The organism is Nocardioides panacisoli (assembly GCF_039537325.1).
Lineage (GTDB): Bacteria > Actinomycetota > Actinomycetes > Propionibacteriales > Nocardioidaceae > Nocardioides > Nocardioides panacisoli.
Window position 1 is genome coordinate 20550 of the sequence record NZ_BAABAH010000011.1, and the last position, 19883, is coordinate 40432.

Below are 19883 nucleotides of genomic sequence, written 5' to 3' on the forward strand. Positions count from 1 at the left end.
AAGGTGCTGGGGTCGGGCGGATGCGGGGCGGCATGATGAAGCGATCACGACCGAGGAGGTCCGCGTGTTCTCCGACTCGCTTCCGATGCTGCGCAAGGGCGTGGTCGGTACCTTCCAACCCGTCACCGACCCACCGGGCGAGTACTTCGACGGCCATCTTCAACTCGGGCCGGAGGGCGTGGTCATCGCCGTGGTGGCGGGTACGGAGCGAGATCGTGATGCAACGTGGGTAGACGACCCGGCCAACTGCCGGATCCTCTACGGCATCACTGAGGCGGGGACCGTCCTCGCGCCGGTGGGTCCCGGCGTCCCCAGCACCACCCGTGGTGACGTCAGCGTGCGGGTCGCGCGCTGGCACTCCAGCAACCTCTTGATCGACCCCCCGTTCAAGGAGATCGACGACGACACCGTCACCCAGGTGACGCTCAGCTACCTCGGCCTCGGGTCCTGGTCAGGCCGCCCGGCGCATGTAGACGAGCCGTTCAACGAGGACGGTGTGAGGGGCTGGCGGATCGAGGTGCGCGCCGAGCCGGTGCGATCGGTCACGATCAGCGACGAGTTCGATCTCACCATCCAGCACAGTTGGGCTCGCGCCTCCACATCCGATCGCCTCTCGCTGGATAGGCCGCTGATAGTCGGATTCCGATCGAACACCCGCCAACCCCTCGCCGAGCACATCGTCCGACTAGATGCGGTCCACGCGCTGTTGTCGATCGCCCACTGGCAGCCCGTGTCAGCCGCGAGCGGGAAGGCTCGACTCGATCCCTCCTCGCGCAAGCGCGCGAAGCTCTGGGACCACACGATGATCAACGACCTGGTGGAGCCCGACCCGAACGAGTTCCCAATCTTCACACTCGCCGACATCAACGATCTCGACGGGCTCGCGGCGTGGGTAATCATCTGCCTCACGAAGCCTCGCGCAGTCACACCGATCATCAAGCACCGCCTGTTCCAGAACCAGACGCCAGAGTCCCGCATGCTCTCCACGGCGGCGGCGCTGGAGTACTGGAAAGCCAGCAATGCCCGGAACGCTGCGGCCTCGTGGGCGAAGAAGGTCAGCGAGTACGAGGTACCCGCCGCCGTCGGTCGCTCGGTCAGCATCGCCTGGAACACCTGGATCGGCGACGCCGACCACTGGGCGCAGTTGTTCTACGGCACCTACGTCCAGTTGAAGCACAGAACCGACGAGCCCGACGTAGGGGTGGTTGAAGCGCTGGAGTACTCGGGGCGGTGGCTGCTCACGGCATCGATCCTCGACCAGTGCGCGGACTCGTCAGCGCCGTCTGATCGGATCTTCTCGGGGCACGGCCTGCGGTACCCGGTGCCCGATCGGATCCGCGAGGTGCTCGACCATGCGCCCATCCCGCCAACCGCCCACCGGTGAGGTGGCTGCGAACCCTCTCCCCGGCGCCCGGGTCTCTCGACACACAACCGAGCACCATCGCGAGAACCGAAGTGGCGCTTCCGACCGGAGCTTCCTTCTCCGCCGTGCGTGCCGCCCGCTGATGCCGAGTTGAGAACGATTCGAACGGGCCGAAGGAACCCACCGCGGGCTGTCCTCGTCATACGGTCGTGACCATGCGCATCAGTCTGCTCAGCCTCGCGCTCGCAATCGCGCTGACCTCGGCTGCCTGCACAGGGAGCCAAGAGGGACGGCCGAAGGCGTCGAGCGCTCGGCCGAGTCCCGCGCCGACCGCTTCGCCAGCCTCGGCCGGTCCCGAGATCGGCACGTCGTCGTGGCGCGAGGGGGATGGCGGTCGCATGGCCCTCATCGGCGGTGTCCTCCACTTCACGAGCCGCGGCTGCCCTTACATCGGAGGCTCGCATCCGACCTGGGTCGTCTGGCCCGCGAACTTCTCCGTCGACACCTACAAGAAGCACCACCGCTACCGCTTATTGACTGCTGACGGCCGCGCGTTCACAGACGGCACAGCGATCCAGTTCGGGGGTGCCGCCACAGGCCTTCGCGCTGGTGGAGGGAAACCGTGCATCCCCCCGGGCGTGTATCCCGCCGTCGTCGAGTCAACCGTGACGCTGGCTACGTCGAGATTGTTCAGCAACTGATGCGACCGCTACTGCCGCACGGCGTGCGCGGTTGCGCACGCTACTGCCGCTCTGGGCGCTGTGCACTCGTGCCGGCATAGGGTTCAGACATGCCGCCACAACGCCGCGGAGCGGTCTCCGCAACCGAGTTGCAGCGGCAGATCGAAGACCGGTACCGCGAGGACCCGGAGTACCGGGCGAGCGTTGATCGCCAGGAGGCGGAACGTCGGCAACGGCGTGAGGAGCTGATGCGTGCCGAAGAACCGTTGGTGGCGGATCTTCAAGCTGCCGGGATTCCGGTGGACTCAGCCTGGGATCTGTACAAGCATCCTGAGCTCGGCGAGACGGCCTACCCGCTCCTGGTAAGACACCTCGTCTTGGACTACCCCGACCGGATCCTGCAGGGCATCGCACGGGGGTTCAGCAAGGCCGCCGCGCGAAGGCATTGGAAGGAGTTGCTCCAGATCTACCTCGCTGAAGGTCGCCCGGAGGCTCGCGACGGTCTCGCCGCAACGCTGAGCGGATGCGCCGTCCGAACTCACTACGCCGACCTCGTCGCGATACTCGACAATGAGGCATTGGGAGAGACCAGGATTTACTTTCTCCGGCCAGTGCACCGCATCGGCAATCGGATGCGCGCGGGCGAAGGACGGAGGGTCATCGAACGCGTCGCGAACGATCCCGAGTTGCGCACCGAGTGCAGCCGAATCCTGCAAGGGCGCGGCCGGAACGACTAGGCCTAATGCGCACGCTACTGCCGCATAGAGGCTCGATGTGCGAGCCCGCTCGCGTTCGGCGCGCGGGTGCCGAACCTCGCCAGCAGTTGCGTTCGCCCCTTGATTGACAAACCTGCGCCTGGGTACTGACCGAGCGTGGCAATCATTGGCTTTCTGGTCTTCGGTCTCGTCGTAGGAGTTCTGGCACGGCTCATCAAGCCGGGCAGGCAGAACCTCGGGCTGCTCGGGACCCTCCTCCTGGGCGTCCTGGGCTCGGTCATCGGAGGCGTCGTCGCGTCGGCCCTCGGCACCGGGGACGTGTTCGAACTCAACTTCCTGGGCGCTGTCGTCGCCATCATCGCTGCGGTCCTGTTGATCGGCATCGTCGAGGGATTGACGGGCAGGAAGTCCGCCTACGCCCACCGCTGACCCGGCTGCACGACATCGGTCGCCAAGCCATATCCGAGTCGCGCGATCCACGTGGAGCAGGACGGTGACGACACCAGAACGCCCGCAAGCCGTACGCGTGCCCATCGAGGCCCTGGAATCCGCCTCCGATCTGACGGGCGCGAACTACATCGACGCCTTCGAGCTGACGCCGTCCACGCCGGGCCACCGCACACCTGAACAGATCGCAAGAGCAGCTCTCGAGGGAACGCCCATCCTCGTGCGGAACGGAATCCGACTCATCCATCGACACGTGCTGCGCTTCGACCTTCACCCCACCGAGAGCACTGACCATGTGCTGGGCTGGAGGGTCCTTAAGTCAACCGAGCAGGAGGTGCTCCTGCGGGCCGAAGGCCCGTTGATGGAGGGCCGCCTGCTGCTGAATCGACGCGGCTCACGCACTCTCCGACTGGTGACGTCCCTTCGATTCCGTCGCCCCGGACTCAGTCGAAGCATCTGGACCCTCGTCGGGCCCATCCACCGATTGGCAGCGCCGCGACTGATGGAGCGAGCTGCGCGAGGTGTGGCTTGAGCGCCCGCTGAGATCGACCAGCGGAGCTGGGACCAGCCCGCTGGGTCCACGGTCGGCCCCCGACCGTGGCCTCGGGCAGAGGCAGGAACGTCGAGGCTTCGGGTACGTCGTCGCCGGTCATGCGGGAAGTGTCACCCTGCACGAGTCACTTCGCGAGCGAGTCGAGCCCCTCACCGGAGAGCCGGAACGTCGTCCAGTCCTCCATCGGCCGGGCGCCGAGCGACGTGTAGAACTCGATCGACGGCGTGTTCCAGTCGAGCACGACCCACTCCAGCCGCGGGTAGCCGTGGGCGACCGCGATCCGGGCGAGCGCGGCGAGCAGGTCCCGGCCCAGGCCGCTCCCCCGGTGGCCCGGCTCGACGTACAGGTCCTCGAGGTGGATCCCGCCGACACCGGTCCAGGTGGAGTAGGTGCGGTACCAGACCGCGACGCCGACCACGTCGCCGTCGACCACCGCGACCAGCGCCGAAGCCAGCGGGTCGGGCCCGAACAGCGCCTTCTCGACCAGCTCGGGCGTGTTCTCGACCGAGGCGAGGTCGCGCTCGTAGTCCGCCAGGTCGCGCACCAGGCGCAGGATGTCGTCGATGTCGTCCGGAACGGCGACCCTGATGCGCTCCGGTAGCAAGACCGCTCTCATTCCAGTGCGAGGAAGGCGAGCAGGTCCTGACGGGTCAGCACGCCGACCGGCTTCCCGTCCTCCTGCACCAGCAGCGCGTCCGCCGACTCCAGGAGCGCCGCGGCGTCGCGGGCGTCCTCGGTCGAGCCGATCGTCGGCAGCGGCGGGGACATGTGCTTCTCGACCGCATCGGTCAGCCGCGCCTTGCCGGCGAAGATCGCGTCCAGCAGCGCCCGGTCGGACACCGAGCCGGCCACCTCGGCAGCGACGATCGGGGGCTCGGCCCGCACGACCGGCATCTGCGAGACGCCGTACTCCTGCAGGATCGCCACCGCCTCGGCGATCGTCTCGCCGGGGTGGGTGTGCACCAGGTCCGGCAGCGCGCCGGTCTTGCCGCGCAGCACCTCGCCGACCGTGCGGGCGGCGCTCCCGTGCCCGCTGTCGAACCCGTACTGCGCGAGCCACTCGTCGTTGAAGACCTTCGTCAGGTAGCCACGGCCCGAGTCGGGCAGCAGCACCACGATCACCGCGTTCTCGCCCTCCGGCGTGCCGTCGAGCTCGTGGGCGAGCTGGACCGCGGCGTAGGCGGCCATGCCGGACGAGCCGCCGACGAGCATCGCCTCCTCCCGCGCCAGCCGGCGCGTGAAGGCGAACGAGTCGGCATCGGAGACCTCGATGATCCGGTCCGCGACGTCGCGGTCGTAGGTGTCCGGCCAGAAGTCCTCGCCGACACCCTCCACCAGGTAGGGGCGGCCGCTGCCGCCCGAGTAGACCGACCCTGCCGGGTCAGCACCGATCACTTGCACAGGAGCTCCCCCTTGCTCACCGCTGCGCTCCTTCAGGTAGCGCCCTACACCGCTGATCGTCCCACCCGTCCCCACGCCGGCGACGAAGTGGGTGATCCTGCCCTCGGTCTGACGCCAGATCTCGGGCCCGGTCTCCTCGTAGTGGGAGCGGGGGTTGTGCGGGTTGGAGTACTGGTCCGGCTTCCACGCGCCCGGCTCGGAGGAGAGCCGGTCGGAGACGCTGTAGTAGGAGTCGGGGTGCTCCGGCGGGACCGCGGTCGGGCACACCACGACCTCGGCACCGTAGGCACGCAGCACGTTGCGCTTGTCCTCGCTGACCTTGTCCGGGCACACGAAGATGCAGCGGTAACCCCGCTCCTGGGCGACCATGGCGAGCCCGACCCCGGTGTTGCCCGACGTCGGCTCGACGATCGTGCCTCCCGGCTTCAGCTCCCCCGAGGCCTCGGCGGCGTCGATCATCCGGGTCGCGATCCGGTCCTTCACCGACCCGCCCGGATTGAGGTACTCGACCTTCGCGAGCACGAGCGGGTGTCCCTCCCCCTCGGCGCCGTCCATGACGCGGCGCAGCCGCACCAGGGGGGTGTTCCCGATCAGGTCCAGCAGCGAGTCGACGTACTCCACGTCGACACCCTAATCGTCCTCCGTACGATTGCCCGCGTGAGCAAAGCCGCTGCCGCCCGGAAGCTGGCCGCTGCCGCCCTCTACGGCGGTGGCGGGCTGACGGTCGCGGGCGCCGGGCTGTACGGCGTCCTGGTCGGCGAGGCGAAGCTGGCCCGCAAGACGATCGGCCCGGTCCGGGAGGACCCGCCGCCGGACGCGACCGGGTGGTACGGCCGCGGCCGGCCCGGCCCGGCGATCCGGATCGCCGTGCTCGGCGACTCGAGCGCCGCCGGCTACGGCGTGGAGCGGGTCGAGGAGACCCCGGGCGCACTCGTGGCCACCGCGATCGCGGAGCACGCCGACCGGCGGGTCTACCTGCGGGAGTTCTGCGTGGTCGGCGCGAAGTCGTCGGACCTCGCCAGCCAGGTCGACCGGGCGCTGCTCATCGAGCCCGAGCTCGCGATCGTGCTCATCGGCGGGAACGACGTGACCCACACGGTGCTGCCCTCCCAGTCGGTGCGCCAGCTCTCCGAAGGAGTACGCCGACTCGTGGCCGCCGGCACCAAGGTGGTCGTCGGCACCTGTCCCGACCTCGGCACGGTCCAACCGATCGCGCCGCCGCTCAAGCAGGTCGCGCGCGCCTGGTCCCGCCGGCTCGCCGCGGCCCAGACGATCGCGGTGATCGAGGAGGGTGGCCGGACGGTGTCCCTGGGCTCGATCCTGGGACCGGAGTTCGCGGCCGCACCCGCGCTGCTGTTCGGGCCGGACCAGTTCCACCCGTCGGCCGAGGGCTATCGCGCCCTGGCCAACGTGCTCATCCCCTCCGCCCTGGCCGCCATCGGCGAGGTGCCCGAGGAGGAGGTCGACCTCGAGACGTTCCGCGGCGAGGGCGTGCTTCCGGTCACCCGGGCCGCCGTCCAGGCGGTCAACAACCCCGGCACCGAGCTGGACGGCACCGAGGTCGCCGGCCGCCGCGCCGGTGTCCGGGGCCTGTGGGTCGAGCTGCGGCACCGCCGCGGTCGCGACCAGGTCGAGGGCGAGGCGCCCGAGGAGCACGAGTCGCTCGTGGCGGACTCGTAAGGGTCGCCCGTCCGCTCAGGCGGAGTTGAGCCAGGCCAGCACCGCGAGCACCCGGCGGTTGTCGTCCGACGCGGGCGGCAGGTCGAGCTTGGTGAAGATGCTGTTGGTGTGCTTGCCGATCGCCTTCTCGGTGACGAACAGGCGGGCGGCGATGGCGGCGTTCGAGCGCCCTTCGGCCATCAGCGTCAGCACCTCGCGCTCCCGGTCGGTGAGCCGGTCGAGCGGTCGCTCGCGCCGGGTGACCAGGCCGGCGACGACCTCGGGGTCCAGCACCGTGCCCCCTCCGGCGACCTGGCGGACCGCTGCGAGGAATCCGTCGACGTCGGAGACCCGGTCCTTGAGCAGGTAGCCGACCGCGCCCTCGCCACCGGCGAGCAGGTCGCGGGCATAGAGCGGCTCGACGTACTGGCTCAGCACCAGGACGGGGAACCCCGGCCGCTGCTCGCGGACGCTGATCGCGGCGGCGAGACCCTCGGTGGTGAAGGTCGGCGGCAGCCGGACATCGGTGACGGCGACGTCCACGTCGTCGCGGCCCAGGGCGATCGCGAGCTCGGGGGCGTTGTCGACCGACGCCACGACGTCGATGTCGCCGGCCTGGAGGATGCGCTCGAGGCCGACGCGCAGGAGCGCCTGGTCCTCGGCGAGCACGGCCCTCAGCCGGTCGGGCACGGCACCTCCAGGCTCACCTTGGTCCCGCCTCCCGGCGGGCTGTCCACCCGCATTGTGCCGTCGAACGCCGCGAGCCGCCGGTCGACCCCCGCCAGGCCGGACCCGGCCGGATCGGCCCCGCCGATCCCGTCGTCGCCCGCCATCAGCCGCAGTCGCACGCCGTCGTGGGTGCCCTGCACGAACGCTCGCTCCGCCCTCGAGTGCTTGACGGTGTTCGCCAGGCACTCGGCCACCGCGAAGTAGGCGGCCGACTCGATCGGCGCCGGCAGCCGGGGTACGTCGAGCGCCACCGTGACCGGGATCGGGAGGCCGATCACCAGCGCCTCGACGGCGCCGGCCAGGCCCTGGTCGGCGAGCACCGGCGGCAGGATGCCGCGGACCACGGCTCGCAGGTCCTCCAGCGCCGAGACCGTCGACTCGCGCGCCTCGCGGAGCAGCGCGGCCGCGGCCTCGGGGTCGGAGGCGATCAGCTTCTCGGCCAGCCCCACACTCATGCCGACCGCGGCGATCCTGGCCTGGGCGCCGTCGTGGAGGTCGCGCTCGATCCGCCGGATCTCGGCGGCGGAGTGGTCGAGGGTCTCGCTGCGCGTCTCCTCGACCTCCTCGACGCGCCGGGACAGCTCCGCGACGCGCGAGCCGCCGAGGATGTTGCGCTCGGCGACCGCACGCGCGCGCACCAGCGCCGGGGTCACCAGCCACCACACCAGCAGCATCGGACCGCCGAGCACGAAGAGCAGCGCCCACACCCAGCTGGTGTCGACGACCAGGAACACGGCGTAGGTGACGGGACCGGTGAGCAGGGCGACCGGCAGCAGCGACAGCAGGAAGCCACCGGTCGCGGAGAACCACAGGAAGCCGAAGTCGCGCCACCGGGCCCGGTCCCGCATCCAGCCCACCGCGCGACGCACGGGGTTGGAACCGAGGTCGGCGTACCCGCTGGGGATCTCCTCGCCGAGCAGGGCACCGCTGACGGCGCGGTGCACCCCGGCGAGGGCGGCCGTCGCCGGGATGACGACCAGCGCGATCAGGAACCCGATCGTGGGCAGGTAGAGGGGGACGAGCAGGACCGTGAGGATGCCGAGCACCAGCGACGGAGCGAAGGAGAGGCAGTACGCCGCCGAGATCCCGGTCAGCCGCAGCCGCTCGACCACCCCGGCCCGGTCGGGTGGCCAGAACGGGGTCCGCTCGAGCGGAGCGACGACGGTGCCCATGCGACCGGATTCTGGCACCCGGTCCGCGGTCATCCCGCCAGCTCGCGAGTGGCGCGCTGCACGGAGGCACGGGCCGAGACGAGGGTGAGCAGCACGACCGCCGCGGCGACGGCGGGCGGCAGCCACAGCTGCCCGTCGGGGACCAGTCCCTCGTGGCGGACGACGGCGAACGGGACGACGGTCGTCAGCGAGCCCAACGTGCCGAGGACGATCCCGACCGCGGCGACGATGCCCGCCTCCGCCACGACGGAGGACCGCACCTGGGCCCGGGTGGCACCCACCAGGCGCAGCCGCCGCAGCTCGGTACGTCGATGGGCCACCACCGCAGCGAAGGCGTTGACGACCACGATCGCGGCGAACAGCGAGATCATCCCGGTCACGACGTAGTTGAGCATGTTGATCAGCCGGCCGTCCGCCCGCTGCGCCGGGTCGTGCATCGTCCGGTTGTCGATCCCGACCAGCATCAGGGTCCCGATCGCGCCGGAGGTGAGCACGATGACGGGTGCGAGGACGCCGGCCAGGAGGTGGGACCGCCGGGCCGCGTTGTGCGCCGCGAGGTGACCGCTGGCCGTCCGGCCGACGAGCGCCGCCACCGGGGCCGAGAACCGGCGCAGCAGCCACGGAGCGAGCACGGCCATGCCGACGCCCGCGTAGATCGACGCGGCTCCGCAGGTCGACATCGCGTCGTAGGGGTCGGCGGAGTGGCGGGTCACGGTCAGGGTGACCACGGCGGCGCCGACGCCGTACGCGATGAGGAGGCCGCCGACCACGGCTCGCCACCAGTGCATCCCGCGGGGCTCGATCTCGGCGGCACGCAGTGCGGCGACGGCCGAGGGCCGGGTGGCGCGCAGGCCGGCGATCCAGGCGGCAAGGCACGAGGTGAGCACGACCAGTCCCGCTGCCGCGGCGACCGAGGCCGGTCCGCCGCCGAAGCGGGCGCCGTCGGAGACCATCCCGCCGTCGCGGAGCGCGCCGAACAGGACCCGGCCCGCCACGGCAGCGACGGCCGAGCCGCCGGCTGCGGCGAGGAGGGAGACGACCAGCACCTCGCGGCCGATCAGCCGGCGGACCTGGCGTGGGGTGGCACCGACGACGCGCAGCAGCGAGGTCTCCGCCGTCCGCTGGGTGGCGGTGATCCCGGCCGTCGACGCGACCGAGTAGAGCACGATGAGCGCACCCCAGCCGCCGACGACGGCGCCCATGACGATCAGGGAGGTCCGGTCCTCGCCGTGCAGGTGCAGGGCCGACTCCACGAAGGTCGCGAAGGTGCCGATCAGGGCGGTGCCGAGCAGTACGGCGACGAAGGTCGCGGTGGCTGCGGCCGGACGATGACGCAGCGAGCGCAGGGCCAGCCCGGTCATGACGCGGCCACCAGGTCGTCGAGGTGGGCCATCTGCCCGGCGACGGCCTCGGTCGAGGGGTGCTCCATCCGTCCGGCGGCGCGTCCGTCGACGAGGAAGACCACCGCGTCGGCGAAGGACGCGGCGACCGGGTCGTGGGTCACCATCACCACGGTCGCGCCGAGCTCCTGGACGGTGGTCCGCAGCAGCGCGAGGACCGAGGTCGCCGTACGGGAGTCCAGGGCGCCGGTGGGCTCGTCGGCGAGGATCACGGCCGGGTCGGTCACCAGCGCCCGCGCGATGGCGACCCGCTGCTGCTGCCCTCCGGAGAGCTCACCCGGCAGGTGGTCCGCCCGGTCCGCCAGGCCGACCCGGGCGAGCAGCTCGTCGACCCGTCGGCGGTCCGCCCGGCGTCCGGCCAGCCGCAGCGGCAGGGCGACGTTCTGCCGGGCGGTGAGGTAGGGCATCAGGTGGAAGGACTGGAAGACGAAGCCGATCCGCTCGCGCCGGACCCGGGTCCGGCGGGTCTCGTCCAGGTCGGTGATGTCGTCGCCGTCGATCACGACCCGGCCGTGGGTCGGCGCCTCCAGCGCGCCGGCGCAGGTGAGGAACGTCGTCTTGCCGGAGCCGGACGGGCCCATGACGGCGGTGAAGGTGCCGGCGGCGAAGCCGAGGTCGAGGCCGTGCAGCGCGGTGACGGCGGTGGCGCCGTCGCCGTAGGTCCGCGTGAGGCCGCGGACCTCGAGGGCTGGTGTGGTCATGTCGAATCTCCCTTGGGGTGTCGGTTGGTCGTTCCGACGCTAGGGACGCGGGACGCCCCGCTCGATGGGCCCAGGCAGCCTCCTGGGGTGGGGTTTTGCCTACCTCCGGCGGCGGTCTGGACCCCTCGTGGGCGGGCCGCGCCGTTCGTAGCGTCGGAGGTGTCCGAACCGCTTCGAAGGAGCCCGACATGACCACTCTCACCACCACCGTCGACCGCAGTGTCGACACCATCACCGGCCTGGTCTGGCCCGACGCGCGCCGCGCGTCCGACGAGGACCGCGCCACCGCCGAGGCCGCCGTCGAGGCGGCCGTCACGGCCGGCACCCTGCCCGCCTCGGAGGCCGGCTACCGCCGGGCGTCGATCGGGACCGCCCGGAGCCGCGGCGACCTGCGGCACGCGGTGCGCGGGCTGGCCGGCGGCGTACCGCCGGAGGGCCTGACCACCGCGCTCGGGGTGGCCTCGTCGCTCTGGCTGGTCATGACCGTCGCGCAGGTGGTCGTCTGGCTCGTCATCGGCATCGCCGCGGGGCTGGACGGCCCCTGGTGGCTCTACTCCACCCTGCCCGGCGCGGTCGTCGTCGGCGTGCTCTGGCTGGTCAACGAGTCGCACCACCGCCCGCGGGGCAAATGACGAGAGCCGCCCGGTGCGTCGGCACCGAGCGGCTCTCGACCGTTGTGGCTAGTTGTCCTGCAGGATCGCCAGGATGCGCAGCAGGTTGGTGTAGATCCAGACCAGGCTGACGAGCAGCCCGAACGACGCCCGCCACGACTCACGCGCCGGCAGCCCGTTGCGGATGCCCTGCTCGACGAAGTCGAAGTCCAGGATCAGCATGAACACACCGAGCACGAGGCCGGCGACCGAGAACAGCAGGCCCATCGCGCCGAAGCCGAACAGGCCGAAGCCGCTGCCGAACAGACCGAGCACGACCTCGAGGAGGCTCAGCGCGATCATTCCGAACATCGCGGCGATCACGAACGTGCGGAACTTCTGGCCGACCTTGATGTCGAAGAACTTGTACGCCGCCAGCGTACCTGCGAACGCGGCGAAGGTGCCGACGACCGCCTGCACGACGATGCCGCCGTAGGACGAGGAGTCCGAGCCGAAGGCCGCGTCGTAGAACTTGCTGATCGCGCCGAGCGCCACGCCCTCAGCCGCGGCGAACAGCATCACCAGCGCCGGGCTCACCACGCGCTTGAACGAATTGACCAGCGACAGGACGAACGCCGCACCCGAGCCGATCAGCATCGCCGCGCTGAGCGCCGGGATGGCGGCCGCGGGGTCCTCGTTGACGTCGGGCGTGACGAACCACGTGATCGCCGCGAGGACGACGGTGATACCGAACGTGATCGCGGTCGACTGGACCACCGTGTCGATCGTCATCCGGCCGGTGCCGGTGGTCGGCGGGGCGGGCGCGTAGCCGGCGTACTGCTGCTGCGGCGTGCCGTAGCCCTGGTAGGACGCGCCGTTGCCCTGGTAGGTCTGGTTGCCGTAGGAGTTCGCGCGGTTGAACTCCTCCGACCGGCGGAACACCGGGTTGTTGCTCTGCATGGTCTCCTCCGAGGCCGAGGACGGTCGCCGCTCTGGCGAGCTCGTCGGTACATCCATCCTAGGGATGGTCGTGACTAGTTCAACGCACGGCGGCACGGCGGCGTTCCCGCCGCGGCCACCTGGTTCTCGCGGTCAGCGGGCGGTGACCCGAACCGTCACGGGGGTGGTGCGGCCCGGGTCCGGCTGCACCCAGAGCAGGTGGTCGGGGCGCTGGACCGCCGTCCCGCCGTCGACCTGGACGTCGTACCCGTTGGGGTAGTGCAGCGGGCTGACGAAGACCACCGTCGGCTCGCTGATGGAGAGGTCCGGCTGGTAGCGGTAGGAGAAGGCGCCGGTGTCGGCGTCGAACGACATCGCCAGCGGGGTGCCGGCGGTCGCCTGGGCGTAGGTGCGGACCAGCGCCCGGACCTTGGCCTGCTTGACGCTGGAGAGGTCGGCGTCGTCGGTGAACAGGCCCTGCGAGGTGTCGGCCGTCGTGGGGTCGTCCCAGCGCTTGTAGGCCCAGTGCAGCCAGCCCATCAGGTTCTCGTCGGCCACCGCCGCGTCGATCTTGATCGCGGCCACGTTGTCGGTCGCGCCCCACTCGGACATCAGGGGCACGGCATGCATCCGGCTCGCCTGGGCGAGCGCGTTGCGGGTGCGCTCGCGGCTGAACCGCCAGCAGCTGTTCACGTTGGTCCCAGGGACGTGCTGGGACTCCAGGAACACCGCGAAGCAGTAGTTGTGCCAGGACAGGCCCAGCTGGTCCTCCCCCGCCATCGGCCGGAGGAACGTCGGCACCTGCTGGCCGGCCGCCAGCTGCTGGGGCTCCCACCAGACGACGTTGTGGTCGTCGACCGAGCGCACCGCCCGCGTCGCCTGCTCCATCGCCGGCTGCAGCTCGCGCCGGTAGGCGCCGGGGCAGCCGTTGGTGAGGCAGGCCGGCCACTCCATGCCCATCCACGGCTCGTTGAGCAGGTCGTAGCCCATCAGGTACGGCTGGTCGTGCCACCAGCCGGCCGCCACCTTCCACGCCTGCGCCCAGCCGTCGCGCAGGTGGTCCTTGTTCGCCCAGAACCGGTCGAAGACCGTCGACAGCTCGGGCGTCCAGTAGCCCAGCGGGAAGGGCGCCTGGACCGGCGGGAAGAGGTTGTACGGCGAGGGCCGCCTGACCGCCCAGGCCGGCACACCCTCGCCGCCGTACGTCTCGCTCCACTCGTCCTGGTGCATGTCGAGCTGCATCCAGATCCCCTGCTGGGACAGCAGGTCCATCACCCGCTGCCACCGCGCCCGGTAGGCGGGGTCGCCGACGCCCGGCTGGTCGGGCGTGACACCGGCCCACAGGGTTCCGAGCCGGACACCGTTGAAACCGTTGTCGTGCAGCCACTGCGCGTCCGCGGCCGTGAACCCCGCGGGGATGTCCGGCGGCGCGTACGGCGCTCGCTTCCACACCAGGTTCAGGCCGTGCACGATCACCACCCGGCCGTACTGGTCGACCAGCCACCGCCCGTCGCGCTGCAGCTGCGGCACCGGCGCCGGCGGGTCGGCCGTCACGGGCGCGCCCGCGGACGGTCCGGGGACCGCCGCCCCCAGGCCGAGCCCGACCACCAGGGCGATCACTCCGACGCGGATGGAACGTGTTCTAGCCCACACGCCCTCTCAACGACGCACCCGCCCGTTGGTGCCGACGCGGACCCGGCGTTCAGCGGCGGCGGAGGCGGACAACGGTGTCCTGGACCTGCACCGGGCCGTCCTCGGTCTGCTGCTCGCGCGTGGGGGCGTCGGCGACCTCGACCTCCCACGGGCCCTCGTCGCCGCCGGCGCCGAGCGAGGCGACCACCTGCTCGGGAGGGAACATCAGGCCCGGGCCGTGCGGGCGGCGGGCTCCGCTCTCGACGTCGTGCGGGTGGTGGGCGACGACGAGCAGCCGGCCCCCGGGCGCCACGGCCGCGGCGATCTTGGCGTACACCGCGTCGAAGTCCTCGCGCGGCACGTGCATGAAGTGGGCGCTCACCAGGTCGAACCCGCGACGGCCGCGTGGCGGTCGTGGCCCCTTCTTGCCCAGCACGTCGTAGAAGCCGACGTCGACGCGGTCGTCGACGCCGCGCTCGACCGCGTGCGCGGCCGTACGGCGAAGCGCGACCTCCGAGACGTCGACGCCGGTGACCTGCCATCCCTGCTCGGCGAGCCAGATCGCGTCGGCACCCTCGCCGCAGCCGACGTCGAGGGCGGTGCCGGGCGTCAGGTCGGCCGTTTGCTCGACCAGCCGCTGGTTGGGCCGGCCGCTCCAGACCCGGTCGCTGCCCGCGTAGCGCTCGTCCCAGACCGCCGCGCTGAGAGCGTTCCGCATCTCCTCGAGAGTCGTGGGGTGGTCCTCGTCCCGGTGGCGGCGATGGCTCATGTCCCCACTCTGCCGTGCGGGCCCGTTCCGCGACATATCCTCCTGGCAGCAGGAGGGGTGCGAGGTGCGGCAGGCAGCCAGGACGCGCTCACGGCGGCTGCGCGCGGCCGCCGTGCTGGTCGCCTGCGCCGCGCTCGGAGCCGCGTGCTCCAGCGGAGCCGGCGACGGCGACGGCACCGATGGCGCCGCAGGGACCCACCACCGGCCGCACCACGCGGCGACGACGCCTCCGGTCCCGACGACGACCGAGGCCCCGCTGATCCCGCAGCCCACGAAGCTCCCCGAGGTCGGCCTTGCGGACGTGCTGCCGAAGCAGATGAGCGACCTGGCCGCCCAGGCGGAGCGCATCGCCGGGCAGCTGCCGCCGCAGACCCGGCCCGCGGCGATCGACGTCGCCGCCGGCAGCACCCGCTGGCGCCCCGGAACGCCGTACCGCGGGGTCTTCGCCGACCCCGACATCGTCGAGGACCACGGCACCTTCTTCGCCTACGGCACCAACACAGCGGGCAACGCACTGCCGACCCTGTCCTCGCAGGACCTCGCGCACTGGGTGCCCGTGGGCGACGCGCTGCCCCACGTCGGCGGGTGGGTCGACGCCCGCGGTCCCGGTCACGGGCTCTGGGCACCGAGCGTCGCGCGGATCGCCGGCGGCTGGACGGCGGCGTACGCCGCGCCGCAGGCCACGATCGAGGGCGCCCGCCACAACTGCATCGGCCTCGCCCGGGGCAGGTCGCCGCGCGGGCCGTTCTCCCCCGTCGGCGAGCCGATCTGCTACTCCTCCTCCCGGCTCGGCGTGATCGACCCCGACCTGTACGTCGACCAGCACGGTCAGGGCTGGCTGTTGTGGAAGTTCTCCGGCATCCACGCCCAGCGGCCGGCCGGCGTCTTCGTCCGTCGGCTGGACGAGGACGGCACCGCCCTCGCCGCCGGGTCGCAGACGCACGAGATCCTGCGCCGCGCGCTCCCGTGGGAGGGGCTGACCATCGAGAACCCCAGCATGGTGCGGTTCCGCGGGGTGACCTACCTCTTCTACTCGGGAGGCTCGTGGAAGACCACCGACTACGCGACCGGCTACGCGATCTGCGCCGGGCCCCAGGGCCCGTGCACGCGTCCCGGCGACGGAGCCCCGCTGCTCACCACGGCGTCCACCGGGAACCTCGGGCCCGGAGGCGCGTCCGGCTTCGTGCGGGGCGACTCGCTGATGCTCGTCTACCACGCGTGGGACCCGGGCCGGGTCGACCAGCTCCGCCGGATCCACGTCGCCGGGCTCTGGCAGCGCTCCGACGGCACCCTGCAGGTCGTCGACCCGGGCTGAGCGCCGCGTCGGGTGCCCCCGCTGGGACTCGAACCCAGACTGCGCCGTGTTTAAGACGGCTTCCTCTAGCCGATTGGGATACGGGGGCGGATGCTCACAGATACGTCTGGCGAGGATAGATCGCGTGCGCGCCGGCGACCCGGTCCAGGAACAGGAACCCGCCGCAGTGGTCGATCTCGTGCTGCAGCGCCCGCGCCTCGAACGCGTCCGTCGCGACGGTGACCTCCTCGCCCGTCCCCGGCAGCTGCCCGCGTACGACGAGCCGCGACCCGCGCTTCACGTCTCCCGTGAGGTCGGGGACGCTCATGCAGCCCTCCCGGGCCTTCTCGTTCCGGCTCGCCGACAGCACCTCGGCGTTGCAGAGCACGAAGGTGCCATGGCAGGTGCGGGCCTTCTGGTGCCCCGAGACGTCGACGCAGAAGACCTGCGCGGCGACGCCGACCTGCTGGGCGGCCAGGCCCACGCAGCCGGGACTGACGCGCATGGTGGCGACCAGGTCGGCCGCCAGCTGCACCGTCGCGGCGGCGGCTGGGTCGACCGGCTCGCCGGCCGTCGACAGCACGGCGGCCGGCGCACGCACCACGTCCAGCACGCGGCCCTCGACGCCCAGCTCCGCCGCGGTCCAGGCGGCCAGCCGCGCACTGTCCTCCTCCGGCACCTCCGGGCCGGTCCCGGTCACAGGTCGTCGGCCTCGGCCGGCCGCAGCGTCGCGGCGACGCCGACCTGGTCGGCGGCGGCCTTGATCGCGGACTCGACGGCGGCCGGGTCGGCACCGGCCGGCAGGTCGAGCTCGGCGACGAGCAGGTAGAGGTCGCCCGCGAGCCGGGTGGTCAGGTCGGTGATGTTCCCGCCCGCGGCAGCCACCTGGCCCACGACGGTCGACACGATGCCGGCCCGGTCGCCTCCGTGCACGGTCAGCACCCAGGAGCTCGCCGCGCCGGCGTGCGCGGGCTGGTCGGTCACGGGACGGACCGCGACGTCGAGGTCGCCGTCCGCGGTGAGTGGCGCCAGGGCGGCCTCGATGGCACCGTCGTCGACGGCCCCGGCGCAGAGCAGCATCATCGCGAAGTGCCCGCGCAGCAGGGTCATCGTGGAGTCCTCGATGTTCAGCCCGAGGTCCGCGAGCGCCGCGGTGGTGGCCGCGATGATGCCCGGTCGATCGTGCCCGAGAACGGTGACGGCGTGCAGGTTGCTCACCTGCGCATCCTCGCAGGACCGCGCGTGCCGAGCGGACCCGGCTCTGTACCCTTGTAGTTACGTAACTGATAGGGTACTTTCCACGGCCATGGACGCAGTGATGCAGGCGCTGGCCGACCGGAGCCGGCGGACGGTGCTGGAGATCCTGCGCGACCACCCGGCGACCGCCGGCGAGCTGGCCGACGCGCTGCCGATCGCGAGACCCGGCGTCTCGCGCCACCTGCGAGTGCTCCGGGAGGCCGGGCTGGTCGACGTACGTCAGGAGGCCCAGCGCCGGATCTACAGCCTGCGCCCGGAGGCGCTGGCCGAGGTCGACGACTGGCTGGCGGACTACCGCGCGCTGTGGTCGAACCGGCTCGACGCCCTGCACACCGAGATCGCTCGAGGAAAGAAGGCACGGAGATGAAGATGACCGGGACGATGCGGTCGCTTGACGAGACCCGCGGGGCCGTACGGGTCGAGGACGTCTACGACACCGACATCGACGACCTGTGGCACGCCTGCACGAGCCCCGAACGGCTGGGACGCTGGCTGGCCCAGGTCTCCGGCGACCTCCGGGTCGGCGGAGCGGTCCACCTCGTGTTCACGAGCACGTGGACCGGCCCGGCGACGGTCGAGGCGTGCGAGGCCCCTCACCACCTGCTGCTCACGACGCAGCCCGGCACCCCCGACGAGGCCCAGATCGAGGCGTGGCTGACCACCGAGGGGGAACGGACCAGGCTCGTGGTCGAGGAGCGCGGTCTTCCGGTCGGTGGCCTGCACTTCTACGGCGCCGGCTGGCAGGTCCACCTCGAGGACCTGGGCCGGTCGCTCAACACCGGCGGCCCGGCGCACGAGGACGGGTGGTCCGACCAGGAGCCGGCCTCGGCCTGGAAGGAGCGCTGGGAGGAGCTGACGCCGGTCTACGAGGACGCGCTCAGTCGACGCTGACCTTCAAGGACACGGTGCCGCTGTTGTCGTCGTAGGCGCCGGGCTGCCCGGCGAAGCTGAAGCCGTCGGCGAAGCCGATGTACATCTCCTTCGCCCCGTCCGGTACGTCGACCTTCTGCTGGTCGCCGTGGGAGTCCTTGCCGTCGCCGATGAAGAACGGCTGCCCCAGCGCGGGGTGCTGCTCCGTCTCGGAGTTCGCCTCGCTGAGGTCGACGACGTCGGTCCGGTCGGGCTTGCCCTCGCCGACGAAGACGCCCACCAGGAACATGGTGCGGTCGGTGTGCGAGACGCCCGAGATCCCGTTGACCGCGGTGAGCGAGGTGGAGCCGAACGAGAGGTTGCCGCCGTCGACGCTCTCCGGCTGGCAGCCACCGCAAGCCGCGAGCCGGCCCTGCACGTCGTCGAAGGACACGCTGCCCGCGCCGTCGACGTCGACACCCTCCGGCTGGGTGCCCGGGTTGCCGAGGTCGACCTCGTCGGTGCCGACCAGGTAGATGTCGGCGGTACCCGGCACCTCGAGCTGGTGGGACTGGCCACCGCCGGTGAGGAGCACGGCCGCCGCGACCCCACCGCCGCCGACGATGAGGGCGGCGCCGGCGATGCCGGCTTTCAGTCCGATCCCCTTGCCCGCGGCGGCCGCGCCGTGCGTCGCCGCGTGGCCCGTCGACGACGTCGCGCCGGCGGTCGGGCCGTGGGCGACGTGGGCCGCCTGAGCGGAGGACGCGCCGGGGCCGGCGCCGGCGTGCGCCGACGACGCACCGCTCGACAGCCCGTGCGTCGCCGATGCCGCGTCGCCCGCCGAGGCCCCGGCGGTGCCTGCCGGCGCGGAGGCCGCACCGGGCAAGGCGGCGGAGGCGGCCGAGGCCGGGCTCGCGAGCGCGACACCCGCCGCTGCGGCGCCTGCCGCACCGCCGACCGCGAGGCCGGCGATCGAGGCGCGGGACCGCCAGTCCGGGCCGTGCCGTTCGACCGCCGTTGCGGCCAGCGCCGCGCCGAGGTCGGCGGCGGTCGGGCGCGCCGCCGGATCGAGCGCGAGGGCCGGAGCCAGCACCCTCGCGGCGGCCGGGTCGAGCCCCTCGACACCGGGCGGCAGGCTCGCGGCGCCGCGCAGCAGGTGGGCGGTGACCGCGGCCGCGGAGAACACGTCGCTCGCCGCCGTCGGTGTCACGCCGGTGAGTCGTTCCGGCGCGGCGTAAGCGTGGTTCACGGACGCACCGAAGGCCCCGACCAGGCCCACGTCGACCAGCCACGGGGCACCGGAGGAGTCGACGACCACGCCGGCCGGGTCGAGCGCACCGCTGACGACGCCCCCTCCGTGGGCGTGTGCGAGAGCGGCGAGGATCCCCGTGGCGGCGCCGAGCGCCTGCTCCTCGGTCGGCCGGACCGCGTCCAGGAGAGCTGCCAAGGTCGGGCCGTCGACCAGGTCCTGCACGACGTAGCCGACGTCGCCCTCGACCACGAGCTGGTGCACCCGCGCGACGCCGTGGCCGCCCAGGGACGCGAGCCGCGCGACGTACCCGTGCCATCGCGCGACCGAAGCCTCGTCCGCCAGCCGCACGGACCGCAGCACGACCGTCCCACCGCCCGCGGGATCGGACGCGACGAGCGCGTCGACACCACCGACGGTCGTCGTGCCGACGACCTCGAACCGCCCGACGAAGCGGGACTCCATGGCCGCAACCTAGACCCG

General features: G+C 72.0%; 22 protein-coding genes and 1 tRNA gene. 10 read left to right on the plus strand and 13 right to left on the minus strand.

The window, feature by feature from the left end; genetic code table 11:
- Positions 1–64: 64 nt before the first annotated feature.
- The 5 genes from ABD709_RS14650 (at position 65) to ABD709_RS14670 (ending at position 3738) form a co-directional block, all read left to right on the plus strand.
- A complete protein-coding gene (locus tag ABD709_RS14650) occupies positions 65–1384 on the plus strand; it encodes an ApeA N-terminal domain 1-containing protein (RefSeq protein ID WP_344776679.1) in 1320 nt (439 codons plus the stop codon).
- 194 nt (positions 1385–1578) lie between these two features.
- Positions 1579–2064, plus strand: coding sequence for a hypothetical protein (locus tag ABD709_RS14655; RefSeq protein ID WP_344776681.1), 486 nt, complete (start codon positions 1579–1581; stop codon positions 2062–2064).
- Between the two features lie 89 nt (positions 2065–2153).
- On the plus strand, positions 2154–2780 hold the full coding sequence (locus ABD709_RS14660; protein WP_344776683.1) for a hypothetical protein: 627 nt from the start codon (positions 2154–2156) through the stop codon (positions 2778–2780).
- Positions 2781–2915: 135 nt separating this feature from the next.
- Positions 2916–3188: a GlsB/YeaQ/YmgE family stress response membrane protein gene (locus tag ABD709_RS14665; RefSeq protein ID WP_344776685.1), complete on the plus strand. Its 273-nt coding sequence runs from the start codon at positions 2916–2918 to the stop codon at positions 3186–3188.
- A 97-nt stretch (positions 3189–3285) separates the two neighbouring features.
- Positions 3286–3738 carry a hypothetical protein gene (locus ABD709_RS14670; protein ID WP_344776687.1) on the plus strand — a complete coding sequence of 151 codons (453 nt, stop codon included), beginning with the start codon at positions 3286–3288 and terminating at the stop codon, positions 3736–3738.
- Positions 3739–3883: 145 nt separating this feature from the next.
- On the opposite strand, the gene ABD709_RS14675 is transcribed toward ABD709_RS14670, so the two are convergent.
- Positions 3884–4363, minus strand: coding sequence for a GNAT family N-acetyltransferase (locus ABD709_RS14675; RefSeq protein ID WP_344776689.1), 480 nt, complete (start codon positions 4361–4363; stop codon positions 3884–3886).
- Positions 4364–4371: 8 nt separating this feature from the next.
- Positions 4372–5781 carry a cystathionine beta-synthase gene (locus tag ABD709_RS14680; RefSeq protein WP_344776691.1) on the minus strand — a complete coding sequence of 470 codons (1410 nt, stop codon included), beginning with the start codon at positions 5779–5781 and terminating at the stop codon, positions 4372–4374.
- Positions 5782–5817: 36 nt separating this feature from the next.
- Here ABD709_RS14680 and ABD709_RS14685 point away from each other — a divergent pair, with 36 nt between their 5' ends.
- Complete coding sequence (locus ABD709_RS14685; RefSeq protein WP_344776693.1) at positions 5818–6840, plus strand: SGNH/GDSL hydrolase family protein; 1023 nt, start codon at positions 5818–5820, stop codon at positions 6838–6840.
- A gap of 15 nt (positions 6841–6855) precedes the next feature.
- Here ABD709_RS14685 and ABD709_RS14690 read toward each other — a convergent pair whose 3' ends face one another.
- The 4 genes from ABD709_RS14690 to ABD709_RS14705 are packed head-to-tail and all read right to left on the minus strand — an operon-like array spanning position 6856 to position 10821.
- Positions 6856–7497 (minus strand): LuxR C-terminal-related transcriptional regulator, encoded by a 642-nt coding sequence (locus tag ABD709_RS14690; RefSeq protein WP_344776913.1) that lies wholly within the window; start codon positions 7495–7497, stop codon positions 6856–6858.
- Positions 7494–8720 (minus strand): sensor histidine kinase, encoded by a 1227-nt coding sequence (locus tag ABD709_RS14695; protein ID WP_344776695.1) that lies wholly within the window; start codon positions 8718–8720, stop codon positions 7494–7496. Before ABD709_RS14695 ends, ABD709_RS14690 begins: the two co-directional genes overlap by 4 nt.
- A gap of 29 nt (positions 8721–8749) precedes the next feature.
- Positions 8750–10081, minus strand: coding sequence for an FtsX-like permease family protein (locus tag ABD709_RS14700; protein ID WP_344776697.1), 1332 nt, complete (start codon positions 10079–10081; stop codon positions 8750–8752).
- Positions 10078–10821: an ABC transporter ATP-binding protein gene (locus ABD709_RS14705; protein ID WP_344776699.1), complete on the minus strand. Its 744-nt coding sequence runs from the start codon at positions 10819–10821 to the stop codon at positions 10078–10080. Before ABD709_RS14705 ends, ABD709_RS14700 begins: the two co-directional genes overlap by 4 nt.
- 188 nt (positions 10822–11009) lie before the next feature.
- Here ABD709_RS14705 and ABD709_RS14710 point away from each other — a divergent pair, with 188 nt between their 5' ends.
- Positions 11010–11453: a DUF1707 domain-containing protein gene (locus ABD709_RS14710; protein WP_344776701.1), complete on the plus strand. Its 444-nt coding sequence runs from the start codon at positions 11010–11012 to the stop codon at positions 11451–11453.
- 48 nt (positions 11454–11501) lie between these two features.
- Here ABD709_RS14710 and ABD709_RS14715 read toward each other — a convergent pair whose 3' ends face one another.
- From ABD709_RS14715 to ABD709_RS14725, 3 genes are all read right to left on the minus strand, one after another.
- The gene (locus tag ABD709_RS14715; RefSeq protein WP_344776703.1) at positions 11502–12371 is read right to left on the minus strand and encodes a Bax inhibitor-1/YccA family protein; all 870 of its coding nucleotides are present in this window, start codon (positions 12369–12371) and stop codon (positions 11502–11504) included.
- 132 nt (positions 12372–12503) lie between these two features.
- Positions 12504–13970, minus strand: coding sequence for a glycoside hydrolase family 5 protein (locus ABD709_RS14720; protein ID WP_344776705.1), 1467 nt, complete (start codon positions 13968–13970; stop codon positions 12504–12506).
- An 82-nt stretch (positions 13971–14052) separates the two neighbouring features.
- Complete coding sequence (locus ABD709_RS14725) at positions 14053–14751, minus strand: SAM-dependent methyltransferase (protein WP_344776707.1); 699 nt, start codon at positions 14749–14751, stop codon at positions 14053–14055.
- Between the two features lie 64 nt (positions 14752–14815).
- Between ABD709_RS14725 and ABD709_RS14730 the strand changes: the two genes are divergently transcribed.
- A complete protein-coding gene (locus tag ABD709_RS14730; protein ID WP_344776709.1) occupies positions 14816–16066 on the plus strand; it encodes a glycoside hydrolase family 43 protein in 1251 nt (416 codons plus the stop codon).
- Between the two features lie 13 nt (positions 16067–16079).
- On the opposite strand, the gene ABD709_RS14735 is transcribed toward ABD709_RS14730, so the two are convergent.
- The 3 genes from ABD709_RS14735 to ABD709_RS14745 all read right to left on the minus strand — a co-directional run bounded on the left by ABD709_RS14735 (position 16080) and on the right by ABD709_RS14745 (position 17263).
- Positions 16080–16154: transfer RNA gene (locus ABD709_RS14735), tRNA-Leu, on the minus strand.
- A gap of 6 nt (positions 16155–16160) precedes the next feature.
- Positions 16161–16745, minus strand: coding sequence for a peptide deformylase (locus ABD709_RS14740; protein WP_344776711.1), 585 nt, complete (start codon positions 16743–16745; stop codon positions 16161–16163).
- Positions 16742–17263 carry a glycine cleavage system transcriptional repressor gene (locus ABD709_RS14745; RefSeq protein ID WP_344776713.1) on the minus strand — a complete coding sequence of 174 codons (522 nt, stop codon included), beginning with the start codon at positions 17261–17263 and terminating at the stop codon, positions 16742–16744. Before ABD709_RS14745 ends, ABD709_RS14740 begins: the two co-directional genes overlap by 4 nt.
- Before the next feature lie 88 nt (positions 17264–17351).
- Between ABD709_RS14745 and ABD709_RS14750 the strand changes: the two genes are divergently transcribed.
- A complete protein-coding gene (locus tag ABD709_RS14750) occupies positions 17352–17669 on the plus strand; it encodes an ArsR/SmtB family transcription factor (protein WP_344776715.1) in 318 nt (105 codons plus the stop codon).
- Positions 17666–18193 (plus strand): SRPBCC family protein, encoded by a 528-nt coding sequence (locus ABD709_RS14755; RefSeq protein ID WP_344776717.1) that lies wholly within the window; start codon positions 17666–17668, stop codon positions 18191–18193. Before ABD709_RS14750 ends, ABD709_RS14755 begins: the two co-directional genes overlap by 4 nt.
- On the opposite strand, the gene ABD709_RS14760 is transcribed toward ABD709_RS14755, so the two are convergent.
- A complete protein-coding gene (locus tag ABD709_RS14760; protein ID WP_344776719.1) occupies positions 18180–19865 on the minus strand; it encodes a protein kinase domain-containing protein in 1686 nt (561 codons plus the stop codon). The genes ABD709_RS14755 and ABD709_RS14760 overlap by 14 nt on opposite strands.
- Between the last annotated feature and the right edge of the window lie 18 nt (positions 19866–19883).